Source organism: Nocardia sp. NPDC088792, from assembly GCF_044750615.1.
Classification (GTDB): domain Bacteria; phylum Actinomycetota; class Actinomycetes; order Mycobacteriales; family Mycobacteriaceae; genus Nocardia.
In genome coordinates this window covers 106,121-130,033 of sequence record NZ_JBIVKC010000007.1, presented here as the reverse complement: position 1 = coordinate 130,033, position 23,913 = coordinate 106,121, and the positions used below count along the sequence as shown (strand labels likewise).

The following is a 23,913-nucleotide window of genomic DNA, read 5'->3' as shown; positions in this document are numbered from 1 at the left end:
GTTCCGGATCAGCTTTGCTCGGCCATCCATTCGTTGACGCGGCGTTCGGATTCTTCGCGGGAGATGTCTTCTACGCGGGTCATGACGATCCAACGGTGGCCGAAGGGGTCCATGACGCGGCCGTAGCGGTCGCCGGTGACGAAGGTGGCGGGGTCGGCGACGAATTTGGCGTTGTTCTCGCGGGCCAGCTGCGAGACGACGTCGACGTCGGGGCAGTAGTGGACGATGCTGGCGTGCACCCAGTCGTCGGCGGGGGCGCGCAGGCCCTCGGAGGGGATGGGCATGCCGACCTGGATGGTGGAATCGCCGATCAGGAGTTCGGCGTGAGCGGCCTGACCGTCCGGAAGGTCATTGCGGCTCAGCACCTTCGCGCCGAACACATTCGTATAGAAGTCGATGGCCGCATTGGCATCGGCAACCGCCAGGAAGCAGGTGATGGAGTGGTAGCCCTCGGGGATCGGATTCACTGCGTCGCTCATGAACTCCACTCTGGCCGCACCGGCCGGCACGGTCTTGTAAGAATGCGACAGGCTCGATGAACAACGAAAACGGCACGAACAACGGCGCTTTCACCCCGGTCCCGGTCCCGCCTCCGGAGACCGCGAAGGGGATCCTGCGCCCGCGGGATCACCTGCGCATCAGCAATCACAGCCGCCTGCCCGCCGGACAGCAGGTCTGCCGCTATGTGGAGTGGTACTGGGCGGTGCACTGGGATCGCCGTGGCCTGCCGCCGTTTCCGGCCGAGGTGCTGTCCTATCCCTGCGTGAATATCACCTTCGAGCGCACGCACGAGCGCACGGGCGGCTTCCTCACCGGCGTGTGGACCACGAAGTACGTGCGCGAATTGGCCGGGGAGGGCGAGACCTTCGGCGTGAAGTTCCGCGCGGGCGGTTTCGGCGCCTTCACCGGTCTCGACGTCGCCGAGTGGACCGATACCTCGGTGGACCTCACCGATATCTTTCCGGAGGCCGCGGGTCTGGCCGAGCGGGTGCTGGCCCTCGGCACGGACGAGCAGCGCCGCGCACTGATCGAGGAGTTCCTGGCAGCTGCCGCCGAGCGGCGGGCCGTCGCCGACGACACCGCCTACCTGCAGGTGCTGGACCTGATCGAGGTCATGGCGAAGGACCGCGCCCTGACCCGCGTCGATCAGGTCACCGAGCGCTTCGATATCCCCGTCCGCACCCTGCAGCGCCTGTTCCGCCGCTATGTGGGTGTGACGCCGAAGTGGGTGCTGCGCCGCTATCGCCTGCAGGACGGCGCGCATCTGCTGGCTGCGGGCCGGACCTCCGATCTGGCGGCGTTGGCGGTGGAGCTGGGCTACTTCGATCAGGCGCACTTCTCCAACGAGTTCGCCAAGGAGATCGGGATGGCTCCACTGGAATATGCCCGGATCTCGCTACTCTCCTGATATTCGGCGAGATCGGGAATAATCACGCCGCGGATGAAGTTGGTTGCCGTGTCACCCATTGGCGAGTGATCAATCGACTAAGGAGCGGGGCCATGGATGTTCTGGTGTTGATCGGGCGGGTGTTGTTCGTACTGTTGTTCCTCGGCTCGGGCTTCGGCCATATCGCCCAGCGCAAGCAGATGGTGGAGTACGCGAAGTTCAAGGGGGTCCCGCTGGCGGAGGTGGCGGTGCCCGCGTCGGGCGTGCTGCTGCTCGCGGGTGCGTTGAGTGTGCTGCTGGGCGTCTGGGCCGATCTGGGCTCGCTGCTCCTGCTCGTGTTCCTGGTGCCGACCGCGTTCCTGATGCACGCGTTCTGGAAGGAGACCGACGCGGAGGCCAAGCAGCTGGACATGATCCAGTTCAACAAGGACATCTCCCTGGCCGGCGCCGCGCTCATGCTCTTCGCCTTCTTCGCCTATGTGGGCAGCGACCTCGGATTGACTCTCACCGGACCGCTTTTCAGCCTTTCGTAGGACCTGCCACGATTTACCGGCCCGCCTGTTGTGCACCCTCACGAACAGGCGGGCCGGACCGCATCCGGGACATATCGGACTTGTGACGAATGTCCCAGGCGCGCAATGGAGTTGGCAATTTCGGACGTGCGTCACAACGCCGGGAGAATTCGCAGGTAGCCGAGGCCCTTTCCGGGGCCCCGCGGGAATGTGTGCCACGGCGGACACGGCGCGTGAGTGTGATGTGTTGCGATATCGAAAATTTCCGTCGGATATGCCGCTATTGTCAGGCGAAGTTGCCGCGGCGGTAACCGCACAGTGCGGCCGCCAAGGCCCCGACCCTTGCACTTGGAGGAGAGAATGACCGCCTACCGGACGATCGTCGTCGGTACCGATGGCTCGGACTCGTCGTACGTCGCCGTCGAGCGGGCCGCGGCTCTGGCCGGCGACGAGGGCGCCACGCTGTACGTGGCCTGCGCGTACTACCCCACCGACGACCGTGATGTCGCGGCCGCCGCGGACGTGTTGAAGGACGAGGCGTACCAGGTGCGCGGCTCCGCGCCCACCAGCGAGATCCTGCGCGTCGCGCGTGACCGCGCCGTCGCCGCGGGCGCCGCCAACGTGGTCGAGAAGGCCGTCGTCGGTGAGCCCGTCGAGTCGCTGCTCAACCTGCTCAAGGAGGTCGACGCCGACCTGCTCGTCGTCGGTAACCGCGGCCTCAATACGCTCGCGGGCCGCCTGCTGGGTTCCGTGCCCTCCGATGTGGCGCGCAAGTCCCGCAGTGACGTGCTGATCGTGCACACCACGCGCTGAGTATCGAACGCTTCACAGCGAACACCGAAGCGGCGCTTCGACAGCGGACACAGCAGCGGCGCTTCGACAGAGAACACAGCAGCGGCCGTGCCCAACCGGGCACGGCCGCTGCTGCGTTCGATACGGCCGCCGCTCAGTACAGCCGATGCAGCACCGGTGGCAGGTGGGCCGTGTGGACCACGTTCAGCCGCTGCGTGGCACGCGTCAGCGCCACGTAGAGATCGTTCAGACCGCGCGGCGACTCACTCAGCATGCGGTGCGGCTCGACGAGGATGACCCCGTCGAACTCCAGGCCTTTCACCTCGTGCACGGTGAGCACCCGGACCGAATCATCGGTCAGATGCGCCAGTTCCGGCGCGAGATCGTGCGGCACGATCACGGCGCTGGTGCCCGGATGCTCGGCCTCGGCGTCGATGAGCCGCTTCACCTCCGCCTCGAGCTGGTCCGCGGCCACGCGGTGCGCGGCGGGCCGGAAACCGGAGTCGCGCACCGACCGCGGTGACGCTGCCCCCGGATCGATCTCCGCGAGCACGTCACCCGCGACGGCCATGATCTCCGACGGCGTCCGGTAGTTGACCGTGAGCTCCGTGAGCTTCCACCGTTTGGCCACATACGGTTCCAGCATCTGCTGCCACGACGACGCGCCCGCCGGGTCGCCGGTCTGCGCCACATCGCCGACGGCGGTGATCCACCGGTTCGGGATGCGCCGCATGACCATTCGCCAGGCCATCTCCGAAAGTTCCTGCGCCTCATCGACGATGACGTGCCCGTAGGTCCAGGTGCGGTCGCCGGCGGCGCGTTCGGCGGTGGTCTGCCGGGTGCGGACCTGCTGGCGTTCGGCCAGCTGGGAGGCGTCGATGAGGTCGTAGGCCATGAGCAGTTCCGGGTCCAGGTCGTCTTCGAGATCCTGTGGCGCGGAACCGGTCAGGATGTCGAGGGCGTCCTGCGCCTCGGCGAGCTGGGCGCGCCAGCGGCGGCGGGAGCGTTCCCGCTCCTCGGAGTCGTCGACGCCGAGCAGTTCGGCGATCTCGTCGAGCAGCGGTGCGTCGGCGTCGCTGAACTCGCCGTTGTCGGGGCGGTGCAGTTCGGCGCGGTCGGCCTCGCTGAGATGCGGTGCGGCACTGGCCAATCGCTTGGGGTCGGCCCACAATCCGCCGAGTACGTCCTGCGGGGTGAGGATGGGCCACAGGCCGGCGATGGCACGCTGGATCTCGGCGTCGGCGCGCATTTCGTCGCGGATCTCGGTGAGATCGGTCTGGCTCAACAGGTTCCGCCCGCCGAGCGGGTCGCCGCCGATGAGCTGGGCGAGCTGATCGGTGAGCGCGTCCACCACGCCGGCGGCGAAGACCGGCCGGGCCAGGTTGTGCGGGCGGCGTGAGGACCGGGCGCGGCCGCGCGCCTTGCTGACGATCCGGCGGTCCAGCAGTAGTTCCCGCCCGTCGAAGTGCAGCCGAATCGGATCCTTGGGCACTTCCTGCCAGTCGCGGACGGCCTTCTTGAGCACCTCGAGGATGTCGAGCGAGCCCTTGAGCTCGCCGGCGCGCAGCGAATCCTCCAGCGTGGCCTGCACTCCCGGGTACAGGTTGCCGACGGTGGACAGCAGCACACCGGTCTCGCCGAGCGACGGCAGCACCTGCCCGATGTAGTCCAGGAAGGTGGAGTTGGGCCCGATGATGAGCACGCCGGCCTTGTCCAGCTGCTGCCGGTAGGTGTACAGCAGGTACGCCGCGCGGTGCAGCGCCACCGCGGTCTTGCCGGTGCCGGGCCCGCCCTGCACCACGAGCACGCTCTTGTGCTCGGAGCGAATGATCGCATCCTGTTCGCTCTGAATGGTTTCCACGATGTCGTTCATGTGGCCGGTGCGCGCGGCATTGAGCGCGGCCAGTAGTGCGCTCTCGCTGCCGACGCCGCCGTCGCCGCTGATCACGCCGTCGGCGCGGGCGGCCTCCAGGCTCAGGTATTCGTCGTTGATCGCGGTGACCCGGCGATTACGGGAGCGGATGTGGCGCCGCCGCGTGACGCCGTCGGGTGCGGCGGTGGTGGCCAGATAGAACGGCCGGGCCAGGGGAGCGCGCCAGTCCAGCAGCAGCGTCTCGTAGTCCTTGGCCTCGTCGAGGATGCCGATGCGGCCGATGTAGCGGTTCTCGCTCTCACCGTTGCCGTCGGTATCGCCGTCGGCGCCGGGCGCCAGATCGATGCGCCCGAAGCACAGACCGTGTTCGGCGGCATCGTATTTGGCGAGATCCTCGGAGTAGAGCTGAGTGAAGGATTCGCGTTCGCTGCGGGCCTGTGGCGTGCCGCCGGTTTCCAGCAGGACGGTTTTGAGTCGCCGTTGCGCGTACTCGCGCATACCGTCCAGGCGGTCGTAGAGCACGTCCAGGTACTGCTGCTCCCGTTCCGTGTCCGCGCCGACAGCATCGGACACCGGCACGGAACGCTCCTCGGTGAGGTCGGGCAAAACAGAACTCCTTGTCACCACGCCGGTCGTCGGAACACGACGCGCGCACCATCGAGAACAGAGTTGTCGAGTCTAGTGGCCGTTTCGCGAACGCGCCGTATCGGCTGGTGAAAGCCGCACTCAGGAGGCGTGAGTCGAGTCACTCCGGCGGCTGAGGGCCCCGTTCTGACTGGGGGGTTTGGCGCGGTACATGGCGAGATCGGCGTCGTGCAGCACGGTTTCGGGGGTGCGGCTGTCGCCGGCGTGCAGGGGGGTGACGCCGACGGAGGCGTCGACCTGGATGCGGTGCCCGCGCGCGATGATCGGTTCGGCCATGGTTTCGCGCAGTCGCGCGATCAGCGTGTCCAGGTCCTCGCCGAGGGTGCGGCCGGACAGCAGCACCAGGAATTCGTCGCCGCCGATGCGGCCCACGATGTCGTCGGCGCGCAGGCCGCGTTGCAGCCGCTGCGCCACGATCTGCAGCACGGTGTCGCCGATGGCGTGCCCGAGCGAGTCGTTGATGGCCTTGAACCCGTCCAGGTCGATGAACAGCACGGTCGAGACGGGCAGTGTTTCGGTGGTGCCCAGTGCCGCCGACAGCCGGGACAGCACGAGCGCCCGATTGGCCAATCCGGTGAGCGGGTCGTGGGTGGCCTGATACTCCAATTGCCTTCGGCTGGCCCGGAATTCGGTGATGTCGTTGAACGAGGACACGGCCGGCGAGTTGGGGTCGCCCGGGTTGAGCAGCCGGCTCGACGCGGACAGCCAGCGCCGCTGCCCGTCCGGCCGGTCCACCCCGAACACGAAGCGGGTGACGGTCTCGCCGGTGGCGAGGGTGCGGATGACCGGGTACCAGGTGCTGGGCATGGGCTGGGCGTTGGCGTCCAGCAGGGTGAGCGGCAGATCGTCGATGTGGCTGCCGATCAGGTCCTCGGCGTCGTAGCCGAAGATGCGGCGCGCGGCCGGATTGGCCGATTCGATGCGCCCCTCCCGATCGATCACCACCACGCCCTCTTCGAGCTGGGACACGACGGTGGTGAAGAACTGTTCTGCGCGCCGCTGTGCGGCCTCTGCGCGGCGTTGCGGGGTGAGGTCGTGCACGACCACCTGATAGGCCAGCCGGTCGTGCCAGGCGGCCAGCACGGACACGGTCTCGACGTCCACGCTGCTGCCGTCGCAGCGCAGCAGGGTCATTTCGGCCGGGTCGGAGGCGGTGCCGGCGATGGTGAGGTGGCGGATGCGTTCCAGCATGGGCTGGATGAACTCGGGGGAGACGAACGAGGCGACGGGCTGCCCGACCACGTCGCCGGGTGAATCGGCGCCCAGCAGCCGCAGCATGGCGGGGTTGGCGTAGACGATGGTGCCGCGTTCGTGCACGACGATTCCGTCGGGGCTGTAGTCCACCAGGGATCGATAGCGCTGGGCCAGTTGCTCGGTGTCGGTCGGGCTGTTTGCCCGATCGTTACCAACCACCTCTTGCACCCCCTGATCGTCGTTGCACCACGTCGCTGGAGCACGGCACCATTTCGGTATCGGCATATTTGCTGGGGCGCCCTGCAAGCCCCGTATTGAATGAATCACAGTTCTGCACAGCATCGGCCCGGCAATGGTGATCATTACGGGCAAGGCCCGAGAAGGAGCGATGCAATGCCAGGCACCATCCCCGACCTCAATACCGCAGAGCAGCACCAAGATCATATGACTATCGCCGGAATCGGCGCCGTCACCGGGTACGGCTGGGGCCGTGAAGCCCTGTGGGAGGGTTTGCTGAGCGGCAAGCACGCAGCCCGCCCGTACCCAGGGTACGGCCCCGAACGCGACCGTCACGGATGGGTTGCCCGCGTGCCCGAGGGCGGCGACCCGGAGGCCGGACCCGCGCTCTACGGGCGCGCCGTGCAGGAATCGGTGCGCGAGGCGGTGGCCGACGCCCGGGCGCGCGGCTGGCGGCCGGGCCGCACGGTCGGCCTGCTGCACGCCATCGTGCTCGGCAATGTGTACGAGTGGCGCGACTTCTACGTGGTCGACCACGGACAGCGCCGCTCCCGCGACTATTTGCGGCTGCTGCCGTCCACCCCGAACGCGATGATCATGCGCGAGTTCGGCTTCCACGGACCCGCCATGAACGCCACCGCCGCCTGCTCCTCGGCGAATGTCGCACTGCTCACCGCGCAGATGTGGATGGCCCAGGGCGTCGCCGACGATGTGATCGTGGTGGCGAGCGACCTGTCCGCGACCCCGGACATGGTGCAGCCCTTCGTCGCGGTGGGCGCCGCGATCGACGATGACGAACCCTTATCCGCCTGCCGCCCGTTCCAGCAGGGCAGCCGCGGCTTCTGCTTCGGTGAGGCCTCGACCGCGTTCGTGGTGACCCGCGAGGCCGCGCGGCCCTACGCGGCGGTGCTGGGTGGCGCGATGACCAATGACGGCTACCACGTGATCTCGGTGGAGCCCTCGCACGAGCAGATCTTCGAATGCGTGCGGCGCGCGCTGGTCAGCGCCGATGTCCGGCCGGAGGAAGTGGCGTACCTCAACTCGCACGGCTCCGGCACCCAGCAGTGCGATGACGCCGAAACCGCGCTGCTCGCCCGGCTGTTCGACGATCGCCCGCAGGTGACCGCCACCAAACCGCTGACCGGGCACTGTCAGGCCGCCTCGGCCGGCGTCGAGGTGGCCGCCACCGCGCTCGGATACGACCGCGGCATCGTGGTTTCCTCGCCCATCGTGGCCGCCGCCCACCCCCGACTAGTCGACGGCACCACCCCGTACAACGGCGGCATCACCGTGAAGACCGCACTCGGCATGGGCGGCAACAACTCCGCGCTGGTGCTCGGCCCGGTCGGCTGAGGCCGCGGCGGCGCCACCGATCGTTCGCACGGTGCGGCGGCCCTACCCCCCGGGTGTGATCGGCCCTGCCCGCCAGTGCGATCGGCCTTGCACGCCGGCGCAATCGGATTCGCGCGTCAGTGCAGCGGCACGGACCAGTGCAGCTTGGTGCCCTTTTCCTCGCCGTCGGCTCCGCGATGCGGATACACCGCCAGCCGCCCGCCGGATTGTTCGGCGCGGCGCGCGAGATTGGTGAGACCGCTGGGCGTGATGCCGTCCGGGATCCCGCACCCGTTGTCGGCCACCACGATGGTGAGATCGTCGCCGACGCCGATATCGATGGTCACCGTATCGCCCCCGGAATGCCGCACCGCATTGCTGACCGCTTCGCGCACAACGGCTTCCGCATGATCGGCCAATCCCGGCTCGACCACCGACAGCGGCCCGGTGATGTGCATGAGGGCCCGCATCTCGGCCCCGGTGGTCTGCTGTTTGACCGCCTTCTCGATGCGCTGCCGCAGTCGCGTGCTGTGCCCGTCGCCGCCGTGCAGATCGAAGATGGAGGTGCGGATCTCCTCCACCACATCCTGCAGATCGTTGATGGCGTCGGAGAGTCGTTGCCGCACTTCGGGAACGCGGGCGCGGGGCACCGTGCCCTGCAGTGACAGGCCCACCGCGAACAGCCGCTGGATGACGTGATCGTGCAGGTCGCGAGCGATGCGGTCGCGATCGGTAAGGATGTCCAGTTCCCGCATGCGCCGTTGCGCGACCGCCAATTGCATTGCCAGCGCGGCCTGATCGGTGAAGGCGGCGATCAGTTCCACGAGTTCGTCGTCGTAGGGCGCGGATTCGGCCGAGCGCAGTGTGATCAGCACGCCCAGGGTGGAGTCGGGGGTATGGAGTGGCAGTACCAGTGTCGGTCCGCTGTCGCTGAGGGAGCGTCCGAGGTCCACCTGCCGGGCGTCCTGGAATCGCAGGGGCGTGCGGGTGGCGAGCGCTTCGCCGATGGCGGTGCCGGCGGTGTGCACGATCCGGCCGACGGGCCGGGGTCCCGGACCGGACCATTGCGCCACCACGAGTTCGGTGATCTCCTCCGGCCCGGTGTCGGGATCGGCGACCACCGCCAGCAGGGCGCGCTCGGAATTGGTGAGCTCGCGCGCATGCTCCACCACGTGCGCGAGGACCTCGCTGGGATCGGTGCCGGCCAGGAACTCGGTGGCGATATCGCGGGTGGCCGCGATCCAGGCCTGCCGGGTGCGGGCCTGTTCGTAGAGCCGGGCATTGTCCACCGCGATGCCGGCCGCGGCGGCGAGCGCCTGTAGCAGCACCTCGTCGTCTTCGGTGAAGGGGTGCCCGCCGGATTTCTCGGTGAGATAGAGGTTTCCGAAGACCTCGCCGCGAATCCGCACGGGCACACCGAGAAACGTGTGCATGGCCGGATGGTGCGCGGGCACGCCGACGGCGGCCGGATGCCTGGTCAGGTCCTCGAGGCGGACGGCGGCGGGCTGATTCGACAGCAGGCCGAGGACGCCGTGTCCCTCGGGCAGGTCGCCGATGAGGACGCGGGTGCGGTCGTCGATGCCGTGATAGATGAACTGGCTGAACTGTTGTTCGTGCCCGAGCACGCCGAGGGCGCCGTAGCGGGCGTCGACCAGGGTGGTGGTGACGCGCACGATGGTGCGCAGCGTCTGGTCCAGGTCGAGCCCGGAGGTGACCGCCAGCATGGCTTCGACCAGCCCGTCGATGCGATCACGGGCGTCGATGATCTGCTCGACCCGATCCTTGACCTCGGAGAGCAATTCGCGCAATCGCAGCTGTGACAGCGTTTCACGCACCGAGGGCGGGCCGGTGCGGTGTGCATCGTGCATGGTTGTCCTGCGGTCCGGCGTGCGAACTGGCATCGAAGATTCTACGTGCGTGCGGGTTGCCGCAAGGTTGTCATGCCGGACGTGGTTGTCCCGCACGCAGTTTCGAGGCGAGTACGGCGGCCTGGGTGCGGCGTTCCATGCCGAGTTTGGCGAGCAGGCGGGAGACGTAGTTCTTGACGGTCTTCTCGGCGAGGAACATGCGTTCGGCGATCTGCCGGTTGGTGAGGCCGTCGCCGAGCAGGTCCAGCAGTTTGCGTTCCTGTTCGGTCAATCCGGCGAGGGGACCGTCGAATTCGGTGCTGCGGCGCAGTCGCGCCATGAGGGCGGCGGCGGCGCGATTGTCCAGCAGGGAGCGGCCGGCGCCGACTTCCTTGATGGCCTTGGCCAGTTCCATGCCCTTGATGTCCTTGACGACATAGCCGCTGGCGCCGGCCAGGATTGCGTCCATCATGGCCTGTTCGTCCGTATAGGAGGTGAGGATCAGGCAGCGCAGGTCGTCGAGTTCGGCGAGCAGGTCGCGGCAGAGTTCGATGCCGTTGCCGTCGGGCAGCCGCACATCGAGGACGGCCACGTCGGGGCGCAGTGCGGGGATGCGCGCGAGGGCCTGCGCGACATCGCCGGCCTCGCCGACCACGGTGAGGTCCGGGTCCTCCTCGAGGAGGTCGGTCAGGCCGCGGCGGACGATTTCGTGGTCGTCGACCAGGAAGACATTGATCACAACGGCACTCCAAGCGCGTGAGTCTCTGACTGGCAAACGTAACTCGCGGCCGCGCGGTGGGATACGGGAAAAGGTCCCTTGTTTTCGGTTTTGTGCCGGGTCGCGGCGGTTTTGCCGGAGTAATTTCCCGGAAAGTGGTCACCTTGGGACTTTCGGCACTGTCCGGATGCGGCGGCGCGTGTTGCCATGGATGCGGGTTGCCGGGTCGGAATCAGGAAGTGGGGTCGACTATGGGCGGTTTCGACGTGTGGTCGAGTGGCATCGATCCCGATTTCGTGGTCGTCACCCACGGACCGGTACCGCCCGCCGAGGTGACCCGTGTGGTGCGCGGGCTGGGCAGAGTGCTGCGCCGGCACGGGGTGGAAGGGCCGGTGCGGGTTCGCCTGCACTGGCCCGACCACCAGGACGACCAGGACGAGAGCACCCTCGTGCAGGTGACCATCCGAGCGCTGGGGAAGGCGCTCCGGGTGCAGGTCGCCGGGCCGGGCCGGTTCGCGGCCACCTTCGCGCTGGAGCGGCTGGATCTGCGATTGGGCTGTCCGCCCGATGAACTGTCGCGCCCCTGGCCGGATCCCGCGCGGCCCGGCCTGGCCCTGGTGACCCGCCCGCGACCGATCGTGCGGCGCAAGGATTGCCGACTACAGGTGGCGGCGCCGGCCGCCGCCGCACGGGTGCTGGACGCCATGGATTACGACGCCCACCTGTTCATCGATGCCGAGACCGGCTCGGACGCGGTGGTGTGCTGGACCGGGCCATCGGGTGTGCGCACCCTGCGGCAGCATCGCGATACCGTGCCCGCCCTGCTGGACGACGAGGCCGCGGCCCGCCTCTGCACGGGCGGCCTGCCCTACCTCTTCTATACGGACCCGGACACGCGCCGGGGCCGGCTGCTCTACCGCCGCTTCGATTCCGACCTCGCCCTGGTGACCGCGGTCGGTTCCGAGGATCGTTTCCGCGATCGGGATCGCGGCCTGCAGCCGCGCGCCATCCCCGGCTGCGGCCGCCGCGCGCTGCCGCCGGTACTGTCTCTGCAGGATCTGCCCGTGGAGAAATAAACACGCTGTGACCAGCGTTGAGGCGCGCAGAACGAAACTTGTCGGTGGGCGCGCCTAGCATGGCGTCGGGGGTAATTCTGGATGCCGAAACGTTGGAAGGACGGCTTGTGGCGGATCGCCTGACGGTGCGCGGAGCGCGGGAGCACAACCTCAAAGGTGTCGATCTGGACCTACCCCGCGACAGTCTCATCGTTTTCACTGGTCTGTCCGGGTCCGGTAAGTCCTCGCTCGCCTTCGACACGATCTTCGCCGAGGGTCAGCGTCGCTATGTGGAATCGCTGTCCGCCTATGCGCGTCAGTTCCTCGGGCAGATGGACAAACCGGATGTGGACTTCATCGAGGGCCTCTCGCCCGCGGTGTCCATCGACCAGAAATCCACCAACCGCAATCCGCGTTCGACGGTCGGCACCATCACCGAGGTGTACGACTATCTGCGATTGCTGTTCGCGCGCGCGGGCACTCCGCACTGCCCGGTCTGCGGTCATCTGATCGAGAAGCAGACCCCGCAGCAGATCGTGGATCAGGTGCTCGCCATGGAGGAGGGCATCAAGTTCCAGGTCCTCGCGCCCGTGGTGCGTACCCGCAAGGGCGAATTCGTGGACCTGTTCGAGAGCCTGAATTCGCAGGGCTACTCGCGCGTGCGGGTGGACGGCGTGGTGTATCCGCTCACCGAGCCGCCGAAGCTGAAGAAGCAGGAGAAGCACGATGTCGAGGTGGTGGTCGACCGCCTCAGCGTGAAGTCGAGTTCCAAACAGCGCCTGACCGATTCGATCGAGACCGCGCTGCGGCTGGCCGACGGCATCGTGGTGCTGGACTTCGTGGATCGTGACGAGCACGCGCACGATCGCGAGCGCCGCTTCTCGGAGCGCCTGGCCTGCCCGAACGGGCACCCGCTCGACATCGAGGATCTGGAACCGCGGTCCTTCTCCTTCAACTCGCCGTACGGCGCCTGCCCGGATTGCACCGGTCTCGGCATCCGCAAGGAAGTGGATCCGGATCTCGTTGTGCCCGACACGGAATTGAGCCTCGCCGAGGGTGCCATCGCGCCGTGGTCGCGCGGTCAGACCGCCGAATACTTCACCCGCCTGCTGTCCGGCCTGGCCGAGGCGGTCGGGTTCTCCATGGATACGCCCTGGCAGGAGCTGCCGCTCAAGGCGCGGAAGGCCGTGCTGGAGGGCAGTTCCGATCAGGTGCACGTCTCCTACACCAACCGGTACGGCCGGAAGCGTTCGTATTACGCCGATTTCGAAGGCGTCATGCCGTTCCTGCAGCGGCGCATGGATGCCACCGAATCGGAGGCCATGAAGGAGCACTACGACGGGTACATGCGGGATATCCCGTGCCCGGTGTGCAATGGCGCTCGCCTGCGGCCGGAGATCCTGGCGGTCACGCTGTCGGCGGGGGAGCAGCGCAAATCCATTGCGGACCTGTCGGATCTGTCCATCGGCGATGCGGCGGACTTCCTGAACACGCTGACCCTGGACGATCGGCAGGCGGCGATCGCCGCGCAGGTGATCAAGGAGATCCAGGCGCGGCTCGGCTTCCTGCTGGATGTCGGCCTGCAGTATCTGACGCTGTCGCGTGCGGCGGCCACACTGTCCGGCGGTGAGGCGCAGCGTATCCGGCTGGCCACGCAGATCGGTTCGGGTCTGGTGGGTGTGCTGTACGTGCTGGACGAGCCGTCCATCGGCCTGCATCAGCGCGACAATCGCCGGCTCATCGAAACCCTCACGCGGCTCAAGAATCTCGGCAATACGCTGATCGTGGTCGAGCACGACGAGGACACCATTCACGCCTCGGACTGGGTGGTCGACATCGGCCCGCTGGCCGGTGAGCACGGCGGCCGGGTGGTGTACTCGGGTCCGTACGAGGGGCTGCTGCAGGACAAGGAATCCCTCACCGGCGCATACCTTTCCGGTCGTGAGCAGATCGAGGTGCCGATGGTGCGCCGCCCGATCGACAAGAAGAAGCAGCTCACGGTGGTCGGCGCGGTCGAGCACAATCTGCGCGATATCGAGGTGCAGTTCCCGCTCGGCGTGCTGAGCGCGGTCACCGGCGTCTCGGGTTCGGGAAAGTCCACGCTGGTCAACGACATTCTGGCGACCGTGCTGGCGAACAAGCTGAACGGTGCGCGGCAGGTGCCGGGCCGCCACACCCGGGTGAACGGTCTCGATCATCTGGACAAGCTGGTGCAGGTGGATCAGTCGCCCATCGGCCGTACCCCGCGCTCGAATCCGGCCACCTACACCGGCGTCTTCGACAAGATCCGCACTCTCTTCGCCGCCACCACCGAGGCCAAGGTGCGCGGTTACCAGCCCGGCCGGTTCTCCTTCAATGTGAAGGGCGGCCGCTGCGAAGCCTGTTCCGGCGACGGCACTCTCAAGATCGAGATGAACTTCCTGCCGGACGTGTACGTCCCGTGCGAGGTCTGCCACGGCGCGCGCTACAACCGCGAAACCCTCGAAGTCCACTACAAGGGCAAGACCATCGCCGAAGTCCTGGACATGCCCATCGAGGAGGCCGCCGACTTCTTCGAACCGGTGACCTCCATCCACCGCTACCTCAAGACCCTGGTCGATGTCGGTCTCGGTTATGTGCGCCTGGGCCAGTCGGCCCCCACCCTGTCCGGTGGTGAGGCGCAGCGCGTCAAACTGTCCGCCGAACTCCAGAAGCGTTCCACCGGCCGCACCATCTACATCCTCGACGAGCCCACCACCGGTCTGCACTTCGAAGACATCCGCAAGCTCCTCGCCGTCATCAACGGCCTGGTCGACAAGGGCAATACGGTCATCGTCATCGAGCACAACCTCGACGTCATCAAGACCTCCGACTGGGTCATCGACATGGGCCCCGAGGGCGGCTCCGGCGGCGGCATGGTCATCGCCGAAGGCACCCCGGAAACCATTGCCGCGGTAACCGAAAGCTACACCGGCCAATTCCTGAAGGAAGTCCTGGCAGCCCCACCCGCAACGGCCCCCCGCGCGGTGCCCGCGAAAGCCAAGGCCCCCACCAAGGCCGCGGCAACAGCGGTAGCCGAGCCCCCGGCCAAGGCTCCCGCAAAGAAGGCCGCCAAGAAGGCCCCCGCGAAAAAGGCTGCCACCCAACAGTCCCCGGACCAGGCCGCCGCAGCCAAGAAGGCCGCCGCCGCCCGCCGCAAGGCCGCCGCCCTCCGCTGACCGCAACCAACCCCGAAACGCCGAAACCTCCTGTCGAACAGGAGGTTTCGGCGTTTATCACTGTTTCGAGCCCGCTCGATCTCGGTTTCGCCAGGCGCGTTCCCATTGCTGGGTCATGGCGGGGTAGACGATCAGGTATCGGAAGGGCTTGATTCCGGCCATGTACAGCTGACCGCACAGGCCGTTGGGTTTGACCAGGGCCGTCATGCGCAGCTCGTATTCACCGTTGGGGGCCGGAACCCAGCCGAGGTGCGCGATTGCGTGGACGGTCTTGTTGGCCAGTTCGATGGCGCACTCGTCGTCGAGTTCGTAGACGGGGGTGAACGGGGTTTTCGGAAAGGCTCTGCCGGTTCGGGTTTCGCGCAGATCCGGTGGCAGACGGTCGCGTAGTGAGGGGATACGTGCGCCGATTCCTTGCCCGGGTTTGTCCCAGCCGAACAGGGCGCCGAGTTTCCAGCGGACCTCGAACAGGAAGTGGACCAGCGGTGGGTTCCGGTCGAGCCCGCCGTCCGTCTGCAACGCGGCGAGCATGATGGGAAAGTCGTGCGGGCCCGCGCCGGGCGTGCGGAACCCCCACACATCTTCGACGGTGAAGTCGGGCGCGAGGTCGTGGATTCGCCACGGGCGACTCGTGAATTCGGTGGCAGGCAGTCTCATCAGCGTGTCCCCTCTCGCTGTGCCGGGGCGCATCCAGCCCCCGGTCTGATATACGGTGCCGTATATCAGAGAGTAGTCCTGATATACGGTGCCGTATAGAAGGCGCGGTATGGGAGGAGTCACAGCATGGGAGTGCCCCGTACACCGCGTGCGGCCTGGATCGAGCAGGGGCTGCAGACCTTGGCCGCGAGCGGTGTGGACGCTGTCCGTATCGAGGTGCTGGCCAAGGCGCTCGGCGTGACGAAAGGCGGGTTCTACGGCTACTTCGCCGACCGCAATGCCCTGCTGGACGCCCTGCTGGAGGCCTGGCAGCACGAGAGCGTCGACGAGGTGCTCGATCGCATCGCACGCGAGGAGGATCCGCGGGACAAGGTGGTGCTGGCCGGCCGGCTGACCCTGTCCGCGGACCGTCTGCTGGCCATCGACCTCGCCATCCGCGACTGGGCCCGCCGGGACGATTCGGTCGCCGCGCGGCTACGCCAGGTGGACAACCGGCGCATGGATCTACTGCGCGAGATGATCGGCACCTTCTGCTCCGACCCGGACGAGATCGAGGCCCGCGCCCTGCTCGCCTTCTCCCTGGCCATCGGCAATCAGTTCCTCGCCGCGGACCACAACGGCCGCACCCGCGAAGAGGTCCGTGCCCGCGCCTCCGCCATCGTCCTCAACCGTCCGCCGGACCGGAAACCACCGGCCTGATGCCGGCCGGCGCTCAGCGCGGCGGACCCGTCGAGGGCGTCAGAGCATCGCCGCAGGGGTGCTGGTGGCGATGCCGCCGTCGATGACCAGGTCCTGGCCATTGATGTAGCTCGCTTCGTCCGAGGCCAGGAAGGCGACGCTGCCTGCGATGTCCTCGACCGTGCCGAGTCGCCCGGCGGCGATTGCCCCGACGATGTCCGAATGTGCCTCGGGCGCCACATTTTCGTGGAACATCGGGGTGGTGATGTAGCCCGGGCTGATCGAGTTGACGCGAATTCGCCTGGCGGACAGTTCGGCGGCGAGGGTGCGGCTCAAGTTGTGTACCGCTGCTTTGGTCGCGGCGTAGACGCTCGCGCCGGGCAGGCCGCGGTGCAGGGTCCAGGAGGCGTTGATGACGATCGAGCCGCCGTCGGTCAGCAGCGGCAGGGACTGCTGGATGGTGAAGTACACGCCGCGGAAGTTGACGCCGACGATCCGGTCGAATTCCGCCGCGGTGACTTCGCCGATGGGAGCGAAGGCTCCCACACCCGCATTGGCGAACAGCACATCCAGTCGGCCGCAGCGTTCCCGGATGGTTTCGGCGAGCGCCGCGAGGTCGGTGAGGTCGGCGGAGTCGGCGCGCACCGCGAGCAACCGGTCGGCGAGTTCGGCCGTGCCGCCGGTGATTTCCGCGACGGCGGCGTCGAGCCGGGTCTTGTCGCGTCCGGTGATGATCACCCGCGCGCCTTCGGCGAGCAGCCGCCGTGCGGTGGCAGCGCCCATGCCGCTGGTTCCGCCGGTGATCAGAGCGGTTCTTCCGAGGAATCGAGAGTTGTTCTGCGTCATGTGATTCAGCTTGCCGAGCCGGTGGACCGGCCCGGCAGTGCGCAGCCAACGTGGGTTTGTCACCACCAGTCAGGCGGACACGGGCTGCCGGTCCATGAGTACGGCCAGCCGTTCTTCGGTCCTCGTGCCGGGTTGCGGGTTGTACAGCTCCAGGTACCAGTCCGGATGGTCGACCACGGCCAGGGTGACGGTGTCGAAGAGCAGCTCCCCGGCTTCGGGATGCCGGACGGCCTTGAGCGCCGGCTGTGGGGTGGCGACGTCGTGGCGGTCCCAGAGTTCGCCGAATTCTTTGCTCACCGTGCGTAATTCGGCTACCAGCCGGTCGAATCCCGGGTCGCCGGGTGAGCGGTCGGCGCTGGCCCGGAAGGCCGCTACCACGCTGGGTGCGTTGGCCGCCCATTCGTCGTACATGCTGCGGTATCGCGTATTGGTGAAGAACGAGACGAGACAGTTGTAATCGCCGTCGCCGTACCCGTATACCGCGCGCGAGCCGTCGTTGATGGCCAGCAGATTGAAGTACTGATCGCGGAGTGTGGCCGGTCGTGGTGACCAGCTGTCCACCAGCCGCCGCAGCTCGGGGCTGACCTCGGTGCCGGGATCGACTTGTCCCAGTGGGGGATTGAGACCGGCGAGCACGAAAAGGTGTGCGCGCTCGGTCTCGTCGAGTCGGAGGGCCCGGCTCACCGCATCGAGTACGTCGCCCGATACATTGATGCGACGGCCTTGTTCGAGCCAGGTGTACCAGGACACTCCCACCCCGGCGAGCAGCGCGACTTCCTCCCGCCGCAGCCCCGGTGTGCGTCGTTGCCCGACGCTCACCAAGCCGACATCGCCGGGCGCGATACGCGCCCGGCGAGTGCGGAGGAAGTGGCGGAGCTGCTCTCGCCGTTGCTGTTTCACTGCCGAGGATTCGCTGCGCATACCTCGGCCAACAACGGCGGGTGCTCGGCTACTTCCCGGCGGTGACCGGTTCGGTCAGTTGCTTGACTTCGGCAACACGCCCGAAGTCGAGTTTGACGATCTGGTCGGCGCAGTCGAAGTAGCGGTCGTCGTGGGTGATGACGATGACGGTCTTGCCGCGCTGTTTGAGCTCGGTGAGCAGTTCGCGGTAGAAGACGTCGCGGAAGCGGGGTTCCTGGTCGGCGGCCCATTCGTCGAAGACGTAGATCTGCCGGTCCTCGAGCAGCGCGGTGAGCAGCGCGAGCCGCTTGCGTTGTCCCTGGGACAGATCGATGGTGGACAGCCGCCCGTCCTGCACGGTCACCTTGTGCGCGATCTGCAACTCCTCCAGGTATTTGCGCACCTTGTCGTCGACGCCGGCGTCGAAGCCGAGGTAGTCCTCGAACAGGTAGAAGTCGGTGAAGACCGCGGAGGTGTTCTGCCGGAACCATTCGATGTTCTCGTGGTCGATCGGCTCGCCGTTGAGCACCAGTTGCCCGGTGCGCGGCACGTACAGTCCGGTGATCAGCTTGGCGAGCGTCGACTTGCCGCTGCCGTTGCCGCCGATGATGAAGGTGGCGCGGCCGGGTTCGAAGACGAGATCGACGGGGCCGAGCCGGAATCCGGTGCCATCGTCCGGCGGCGGTCCCGCGGGGGCGGGCATGGGCCGGCCGTCGGTGCCGTGGCTGACGAACCGATGGCCGTTCACGTCCGGCAGGGAGCCGGCGCGTGGACCGCCCGGTGCGCGCCGTACACCCGGTGCGGGGTGCGGCGGCCGCTGTCCGGGGGCCGGATGCGGCGGGAGCTGACCAGGTGCGGGCCGCTGCCCGGGCTGACCGGGACCGGACTGCTGCCCGGCGGCCGCGGACCGTGCGTGCGCGGGGTGCGGGGTGACTCCGGATTCCGCGCCGGGTGCGGGCGGGAACGGTGAAGGCGCTTCCGACACATAGTTGTAGCTCAGGTTCTTCAGTTCCAGCCGGGCCGGTTCGCGCAGCGGCGCCCGGTCGCTGTACGGCAGTCCGCCCTCGTCGTGCATGGCCTCCATGGACAGGTTCATGCTGCGGATCTTGGCCAGTGCCACGTCACCGCGCAGCAGGTCCGGAATCCGGTTCATGAAGTTCTGCATGGGCATGGCGAGGAAGGTGGTGACCAGCACGTATCCGACCATGGCGTTCTGCCCGACGTGCAGGGACGAGGCGATGACGAACAGGATGAGCGCCATGGTCGCGAGCTGCAGCAGCTGCCCGAAGCCTTGTGCCACCGAGAATTTCGAGCCCGCGTCCACATTCTGGTCGCGCAGGTTCTGTGCCGCGCCGAGCAGGTGCCGGTCCATGAAGTCCCGGCGCCGCCCGCGGTGCAGTTTGAGTTCCTTGATACCCAGCGTGGCCGACTGGAACGAGCGCAGCAGCGCGTCCTCGTTCTCGCGGGCCTGCCGGTAGATGCCGCGCACCCGCTTGAGAATCACTTCCACACAAGCGATTCCGAGCAGCGTGCCCGCGACGGTGACCGCGAAGATCGGGCTCGACACGATGGCCAGGAAGACGAAGCACCCGACGATGGTGGCCACGTCGACGCAGATGCTGGGGATGGCGGTGACCGCTTGCGACAGCGATCGCACGTCCTCGATGAGCGTCGCCATCAGCCGGTGCATGCCGAGTCGTTCGAGGTGTTCCAGTGGCGCGGAGACGATTCCGGAGCTGAGGTCGGACCGCAGCCGGTAGATGGCGTCCTGGGCGAGCCGGATGAGCAGCACCTGCGACACCACGCCGCTCACCAGGATGACCAGTGCGGTGAGCGCGAAGCTCTGCCAGGTGACGGGTGGATGCGGCTGCGGTGATACTACTCCCCGGATCAGGGTCACCAGGTAGGTGTTGGCTGCGCCGCAGACGAGGCCGGCTGCGATGACGGCCGCGATCCGCATCCACGAGATCGAGACGAGGAATCGGATGAGTTGCATGGTTACTGCTCTCCAGAACTGACAGTGGCCGGGCTGCGGTTACTGCCGGACGATGTCGAAGATCAAGCCTTCGAGGGTCACACCGGGAGCGAACGAGAACGCCACACCGGTCGAGATCGGCTGATGAGCCGCCTGCGCGATCATCTGCTCCAGCACGAAGATCAGCGAAACGCTGAGCATGTTGCCGTATTCGGCGAGCACGTCCCAGCTGAGCGCGGCGCGTTCCGGGCTGATGCCCAGCGAGCGCACCGACTCTTCGATGATCTTGGGTCCACCCGGGTGGATGGCCCACAGATCGACGTCGGACTTCTGCATTCCGTTGCGCCGCAACACTTCCGACACCACCGGATCGACGCCGCGCAGAATGTACTGCGGCAGGTCGGCGGACAGTTCGCAGGTGATGCCATTGTCGTTGACGCCGAGCACGATCCCGTCCTCCGCGTCGTCGAACAGGTGGCTGAAGGTATCGCGGATGACGACCTTGCCGGCCGCCAGCTGCTGCCGCACCTGACCCGCGCCGATGACGACCGCGCCGCAGCCGTCGCCGAACAGGCTGTGAATGATCACATCGTTGATGTTGTCGTCGAAGACGGCGTTCACCGAGCTGAGTTCGAGCGCGATCACCAGCGCCTTCTTGTCCGGGTGCGCCCGGACGAAGTCGACCGCGGTGCGGATGCCGTTCATGGCGGCCGCGCAGCCCATGAAGTTGATGATCACCCGGTTCAGCGACGGCGCCAGGCCGAGCTGCTTGAGCACGGCCACATCGACTCCGGGAGCGATGAATCCGGTGCTGGTGACGAACACCATCAGGCCGATCTCGGCGGCGGGATCCTCCAGTCCGGCGACGGCTCGGCCGGCCACGTCCACGGCCAGCGGCACCGCGAGCTCGTAGAAGAGGTGCATGCGCTCGCGGATGGTCGCCGGTTTGCGGCTGTAGTCCAGGAATTCGGGATCGACCGGGTTCACCGCGAGGTGCCGGTTGGTGATCTTCGTCTTCTGGTAGACCCGCGGGATGCGGGCGCGCTGGCCGGGATCGGCGAACAGGTCGGCGACCGCGCCGGCGGCCTCGGCCTGATCGAAGATCTGGCCGGGCGCACCGGTGGCGATGCTCTCGATCACACCGACCGTGGTCGGCGGGGTGGGCGGCAGCAGCTGCTGCCCGAAGCCGAATCCGTGCTCGTCCCCCGAGAGCGCGGTGGTGGGCGCAAAGCCCCCTTCGTCGATAGTGATGGACATGGGATCTCCCCTCGTATTATTTCGAACTGCGATCGCGGTGCGTCCGGTGTGCCGGGCGCACCCCGATCCGTGGAATCGGTTCAGACCGTTCCGATTCCGGTGAAGCCCTGGATCGTGTAGACGGCGCAGGTCTTCAGTGCCAGCGGTGAGAAATGCTCCCGCAGGAACCCCCAATCCCGTTCCACCGCATCGTCGGACCTGGCCAGCAGGTAGGTCCTGATCTGCTTGGGGAAACGGTCGGTGAAGAAGCTCTTGGCCGGCAGCCATTCGATGCCGAACTTCGCAGACTCCTCGCGGAGCACGTCCTCGGTCGCGATATTGGCGAAACCACTACGCTGGTAAGGCAATACGTGATGCACCCGGTGCGAGCTCAGGCCGGCCGACAGGAAGCAGTCGACGTAGCGGTTGCCGACCACCTTGAGGTCGTAGGCCTGTTCGATCTGGTTGATCGCCCAGTCCTCGGTGTTCGATTCGATGTGCTCGGATTCCACCTCGAAGTCGTGGCTGGCCACCACCAGGAAGGTGCTGACCCAGAGCGAGATCACGAATTGCAGTGCCCAGGCCCAGAAATCGCCCATCAGGGTGAAGGTCAGGAACTCCGCGAGCAGCAGGATGCGCACGCCGAACGAGCCGATGAAGTGCGGCAGCGCCCCGCCCCAGGTGCCGTACATGTCCTTGATGCCCACCTTGCGGGTGAGACGGCATACGTCCAGCAGGCGCATGATCATGCCGGTCATGGTGTGCCCGAACTTGTGCGCGGTGTGCACCGGAATCCGGAACAGCCGCGGTAGCCGCATCATCATGGTGAAGACGTTCTTCTTGATGTCGACCTCGCTCTGCGTGTGCGGGTGGTGCAGCAGCGCGTGCCCGTCCGCGGTCACGAAGGAGAGTGCGACGTAGTTGAGATCGAACGCGTTCACATGGATCTTGTTCCAGCCCTTTTGAGCTCGGTGGATCGCATAGTGCCCGAAGCCGGCCAGGGAGCTGCGCAGCAGCACCATGAGGATGACGAATACCGGCAGCGGCATCCAGGGCCGCTCGAACAGGCGCAGGCCCTGTACCGCGAAGTACGCGACGGCCAGGATCGCCACCACGATATTGAACAGGCGGTCCATGCGCTTGATGCGCGCGGCCAGCTCCGGTTCCTTGAGCCGCTTCTTCACCTGGTGCAGCAGGTCGGCCTTGTTGTCGAAGCGGTACTTCGGGGTGTCGCGCCAGCTGTCGAAGCCCTCGTTGAACAGGAAGTCGGGCGCGTTGGCCTTCGGGTGGATGTCCTCGGGCAGGGCGTCGCGGTTCAGGGCGTACCGTTCGATCAGTTTCCCGATGCCCTCCGGGTTCTTGTGGTAGGAACCGATAATGGAGGTGATGTCACGGTTTTTCGTGCGGCCGATGAAGAACTCGCCGCCGGGATGCTTGGAGATCCAGTCGCTCAGGTCGTAGGCTTTGCCGTTGTAGACCCAGACATTCGACAGTGGCGGCGGACCGTCGAGTGCGGGCCGACGGAACTCCTCCTCGGCGTCCGGTCGTTCACTCGTAGTCATTTTTCTAACCCCTCATAGCAAAATCGCACGTACACAAGATTTTTTGGAATTCTCGGTATGAGAAAAGTGTCGGCGCGGGCCCTTGCATTCGCCTGAAAAACCACTTAAGGACAGGGCCCTTGACGGCGCTGGGCAGCGCCTTGCGTCCCCCGAATACGACAGCCGGCCCGGGGGAGCGGGCGAAGGCCGTTGCGGCCGTTGCGCTTTCCCCGGACCGGGTGCCGAACTTCTGATCTCAGACTGTGGTCTAGCTGCCCGGCTTGGTCACGTGCACCGGCTTGCCCCAGTCGGACAGGGTCACGGTGACGCTGCCCGGATCCTTCTTGACCAGGGCCTGCACCAGATTCGGGCCGGTGCCCGGGGACGGGGCCGAGGACGGCAGCGCGGTCGCCGAGGTGGCCGGCGGCGCCACGTCCTGGATCCACAGCGTGATCGGGAAGGTGCCGCCGTCCTTGCCGATCTGCGGTGCGATCGGGTCGATGACGGCCGAGTCGATGGTGCCGGTCACCTTCACGGTGTTGATGCCGTTCACCTGCTCGCGGTCCACCACCTGCGGGTTCTGCACCTGGGCAATGACATTGGCCAGGCCCTTGTCCTTGTCCAGGATGATGCCCGGATCGTAGATCTTCTCGGCGTCACCGATGGGGGCGTAGGTGGTGCCGTCGCCCGCGTACATCTTCTTGTCCACCACCAGGAACTTGGTATCGGTGAACGGCGCGTCCGGCTTGGTCCGCACCTTCGCCTCACCGATGGCCTGGCCCGCCCCCTGCGGCTGGTTGGTCACATCGGCGTCGACGCTCTCGATCGGCAGGGTCGGCAGGTTGTCCGCGGTCAGCTTCAGGTGCACCGATTGCAGGGTCTGCGTGGTGCGCGCCGACTCCTGCAGGATCTGAGTGCCGTTCGGCAGCGGAGTGTTGGCCGGCACGCTGGAGCTGCTGGCCGGGGAACTGCTGCTGCTGTTGGAAGAACATCCGGTCACCAGAGCGGCGAATACGGATGCCGCCATCACAGCGGGCACGATGGCCCGCCGCGACGACCGGAATCGAGATCGCTGGGTACCCTTCCCCCGCGACATGTGATCAATCATCAATAACCCCCGTGGAGTTCGTGCGACGCTCGCCCGAAACGAGCGAGACCCCGGCATTGAACCAGCATCGCCGCATCACCGCCAATACTTACCGACACGCGGTCGCGCCGGTCGTATCGAATATCGCAAAGCGAGCCTCGCAATGTTTACAAAACCCCGTGCCGTTGCCGAGATTTCGCCACT

Annotated in this window: 20 protein-coding genes; 8 read left to right on the top strand and 12 right to left on the bottom strand. The window is 66.9% G+C overall.

All coding sequences use genetic code 11. The features are described 5' to 3' along the window. Nucleotides 1-8 precede the first annotated feature (8 nt). Nucleotides 9-479, bottom strand: a complete 471-nt coding sequence (locus ACIP5Y_RS40475) for a VOC family protein (protein ID WP_400358288.1) — start codon at nt 477-479, stop codon at nt 9-11. A 56-nt stretch (nt 480-535) separates the two neighbouring features. Between ACIP5Y_RS40475 and ACIP5Y_RS40470 the strand changes: the two genes are divergently transcribed. The 3 genes from ACIP5Y_RS40470 (at nt 536) to ACIP5Y_RS40460 (ending at nt 2,712) form a co-directional block, all read left to right on the top strand. Further along, complete coding sequence (locus ACIP5Y_RS40470; RefSeq protein WP_400358286.1) at nt 536-1,408, top strand: DUF6597 domain-containing transcriptional factor; 873 nt, start codon at nt 536-538, stop codon at nt 1,406-1,408. A gap of 92 nt (nt 1,409-1,500) precedes the next feature. Continuing rightward, nucleotides 1,501-1,920, top strand: a complete 420-nt coding sequence (locus tag ACIP5Y_RS40465) for a DoxX family protein (RefSeq protein ID WP_400358285.1) — start codon at nt 1,501-1,503, stop codon at nt 1,918-1,920. Nucleotides 1,921-2,259: 339 nt separating this feature from the next. Beyond that, nucleotides 2,260-2,712 (top strand): universal stress protein, encoded by a 453-nt coding sequence (locus ACIP5Y_RS40460; protein ID WP_397013619.1) that lies wholly within the window; start codon nt 2,260-2,262, stop codon nt 2,710-2,712. 133 nt (nt 2,713-2,845) lie between these two features. On the opposite strand, the gene ACIP5Y_RS40455 is transcribed toward ACIP5Y_RS40460, so the two are convergent. After that, nucleotides 2,846-5,143, bottom strand: coding sequence for a HelD family protein (locus tag ACIP5Y_RS40455; RefSeq protein WP_400358972.1), 2,298 nt, complete (start codon nt 5,141-5,143; stop codon nt 2,846-2,848). Nucleotides 5,144-5,290: 147 nt separating this feature from the next. Next, on the bottom strand, nt 5,291-6,631 hold the full coding sequence (locus ACIP5Y_RS40450; RefSeq protein WP_400358283.1) for a diguanylate cyclase domain-containing protein: 1,341 nt from the start codon (nt 6,629-6,631) through the stop codon (nt 5,291-5,293). Between the two features lie 165 nt (nt 6,632-6,796). Between ACIP5Y_RS40450 and ACIP5Y_RS40445 the strand changes: the two genes are divergently transcribed. Next, the gene (locus tag ACIP5Y_RS40445) at nt 6,797-7,993 is read left to right on the top strand and encodes a beta-ketoacyl synthase N-terminal-like domain-containing protein (RefSeq protein WP_400358281.1); all 1,197 of its coding nucleotides are present in this window, start codon (nt 6,797-6,799) and stop codon (nt 7,991-7,993) included. Between the two features lie 116 nt (nt 7,994-8,109). Here the strand turns inward: ACIP5Y_RS40445 and ACIP5Y_RS40440 are convergent, their stop codons facing one another. Together ACIP5Y_RS40440 and ACIP5Y_RS40435 are read right to left on the bottom strand one after the other, a co-directional pair. Further along, nucleotides 8,110-9,840: a GAF domain-containing sensor histidine kinase gene (locus ACIP5Y_RS40440; protein WP_400358971.1), complete on the bottom strand. Its 1,731-nt coding sequence runs from the start codon at nt 9,838-9,840 to the stop codon at nt 8,110-8,112. 70 nt (nt 9,841-9,910) lie between these two features. After that, complete coding sequence (locus ACIP5Y_RS40435) at nt 9,911-10,558, bottom strand: response regulator (RefSeq protein ID WP_397013639.1); 648 nt, start codon at nt 10,556-10,558, stop codon at nt 9,911-9,913. 218 nt (nt 10,559-10,776) lie between these two features. Here ACIP5Y_RS40435 and ACIP5Y_RS40430 point away from each other — a divergent pair, with 218 nt between their 5' ends. Then, nucleotides 10,777-11,613, top strand: coding sequence for a hypothetical protein (locus tag ACIP5Y_RS40430; RefSeq protein ID WP_400358279.1), 837 nt, complete (start codon nt 10,777-10,779; stop codon nt 11,611-11,613). A gap of 107 nt (nt 11,614-11,720) precedes the next feature. Next, nucleotides 11,721-14,789 (top strand): excinuclease ABC subunit UvrA, encoded by a 3,069-nt coding sequence (gene uvrA, locus ACIP5Y_RS40425; RefSeq protein WP_400358277.1) that lies wholly within the window; start codon nt 11,721-11,723, stop codon nt 14,787-14,789. Nucleotides 14,790-14,846: 57 nt separating this feature from the next. Here the strand turns inward: uvrA and ACIP5Y_RS40420 are convergent, their stop codons facing one another. After that, nucleotides 14,847-15,446 (bottom strand): DUF2867 domain-containing protein, encoded by a 600-nt coding sequence (locus tag ACIP5Y_RS40420; RefSeq protein WP_400358275.1) that lies wholly within the window; start codon nt 15,444-15,446, stop codon nt 14,847-14,849. A 126-nt stretch (nt 15,447-15,572) separates the two neighbouring features. Between ACIP5Y_RS40420 and ACIP5Y_RS40415 the strand changes: the two genes are divergently transcribed. Further along, nucleotides 15,573-16,145, top strand: a complete 573-nt coding sequence (locus tag ACIP5Y_RS40415) for a TetR/AcrR family transcriptional regulator (protein ID WP_400358273.1) — start codon at nt 15,573-15,575, stop codon at nt 16,143-16,145. A 39-nt stretch (nt 16,146-16,184) separates the two neighbouring features. Here the strand turns inward: ACIP5Y_RS40415 and ACIP5Y_RS40410 are convergent, their stop codons facing one another. The 6 genes from ACIP5Y_RS40410 to ACIP5Y_RS40385 form a co-directional block, all read right to left on the bottom strand. After that, a complete protein-coding gene (locus ACIP5Y_RS40410; RefSeq protein ID WP_400358271.1) occupies nt 16,185-16,970 on the bottom strand; it encodes a glucose 1-dehydrogenase in 786 nt (261 codons plus the stop codon). 69 nt (nt 16,971-17,039) lie between these two features. After that, complete coding sequence (locus ACIP5Y_RS40405; RefSeq protein WP_400358269.1) at nt 17,040-17,870, bottom strand: helix-turn-helix transcriptional regulator; 831 nt, start codon at nt 17,868-17,870, stop codon at nt 17,040-17,042. A gap of 49 nt (nt 17,871-17,919) precedes the next feature. Further along, nucleotides 17,920-19,866: an ATP-binding cassette domain-containing protein gene (locus ACIP5Y_RS40400; RefSeq protein ID WP_400358265.1), complete on the bottom strand. Its 1,947-nt coding sequence runs from the start codon at nt 19,864-19,866 to the stop codon at nt 17,920-17,922. Between the two features lie 39 nt (nt 19,867-19,905). Beyond that, nucleotides 19,906-21,102: a type III polyketide synthase gene (locus tag ACIP5Y_RS40395; protein WP_400358263.1), complete on the bottom strand. Its 1,197-nt coding sequence runs from the start codon at nt 21,100-21,102 to the stop codon at nt 19,906-19,908. Nucleotides 21,103-21,182: 80 nt separating this feature from the next. Then, nucleotides 21,183-22,643, bottom strand: a complete 1,461-nt coding sequence (locus tag ACIP5Y_RS40390; protein ID WP_400358261.1) for a fatty acid desaturase — start codon at nt 22,641-22,643, stop codon at nt 21,183-21,185. 247 nt (nt 22,644-22,890) lie between these two features. After that, nucleotides 22,891-23,568: an LppX_LprAFG lipoprotein gene (locus tag ACIP5Y_RS40385; RefSeq protein WP_400358259.1), complete on the bottom strand. Its 678-nt coding sequence runs from the start codon at nt 23,566-23,568 to the stop codon at nt 22,891-22,893. Between ACIP5Y_RS40385 and ACIP5Y_RS40380 the strand changes: the two genes are divergently transcribed. Continuing rightward, a complete protein-coding gene (locus ACIP5Y_RS40380) occupies nt 23,558-23,722 on the top strand; it encodes a hypothetical protein (protein ID WP_400358257.1) in 165 nt (54 codons plus the stop codon). The genes ACIP5Y_RS40385 and ACIP5Y_RS40380 overlap by 11 nt on opposite strands. The last annotated feature ends 191 nt before the right edge of the window (nt 23,723-23,913 follow it).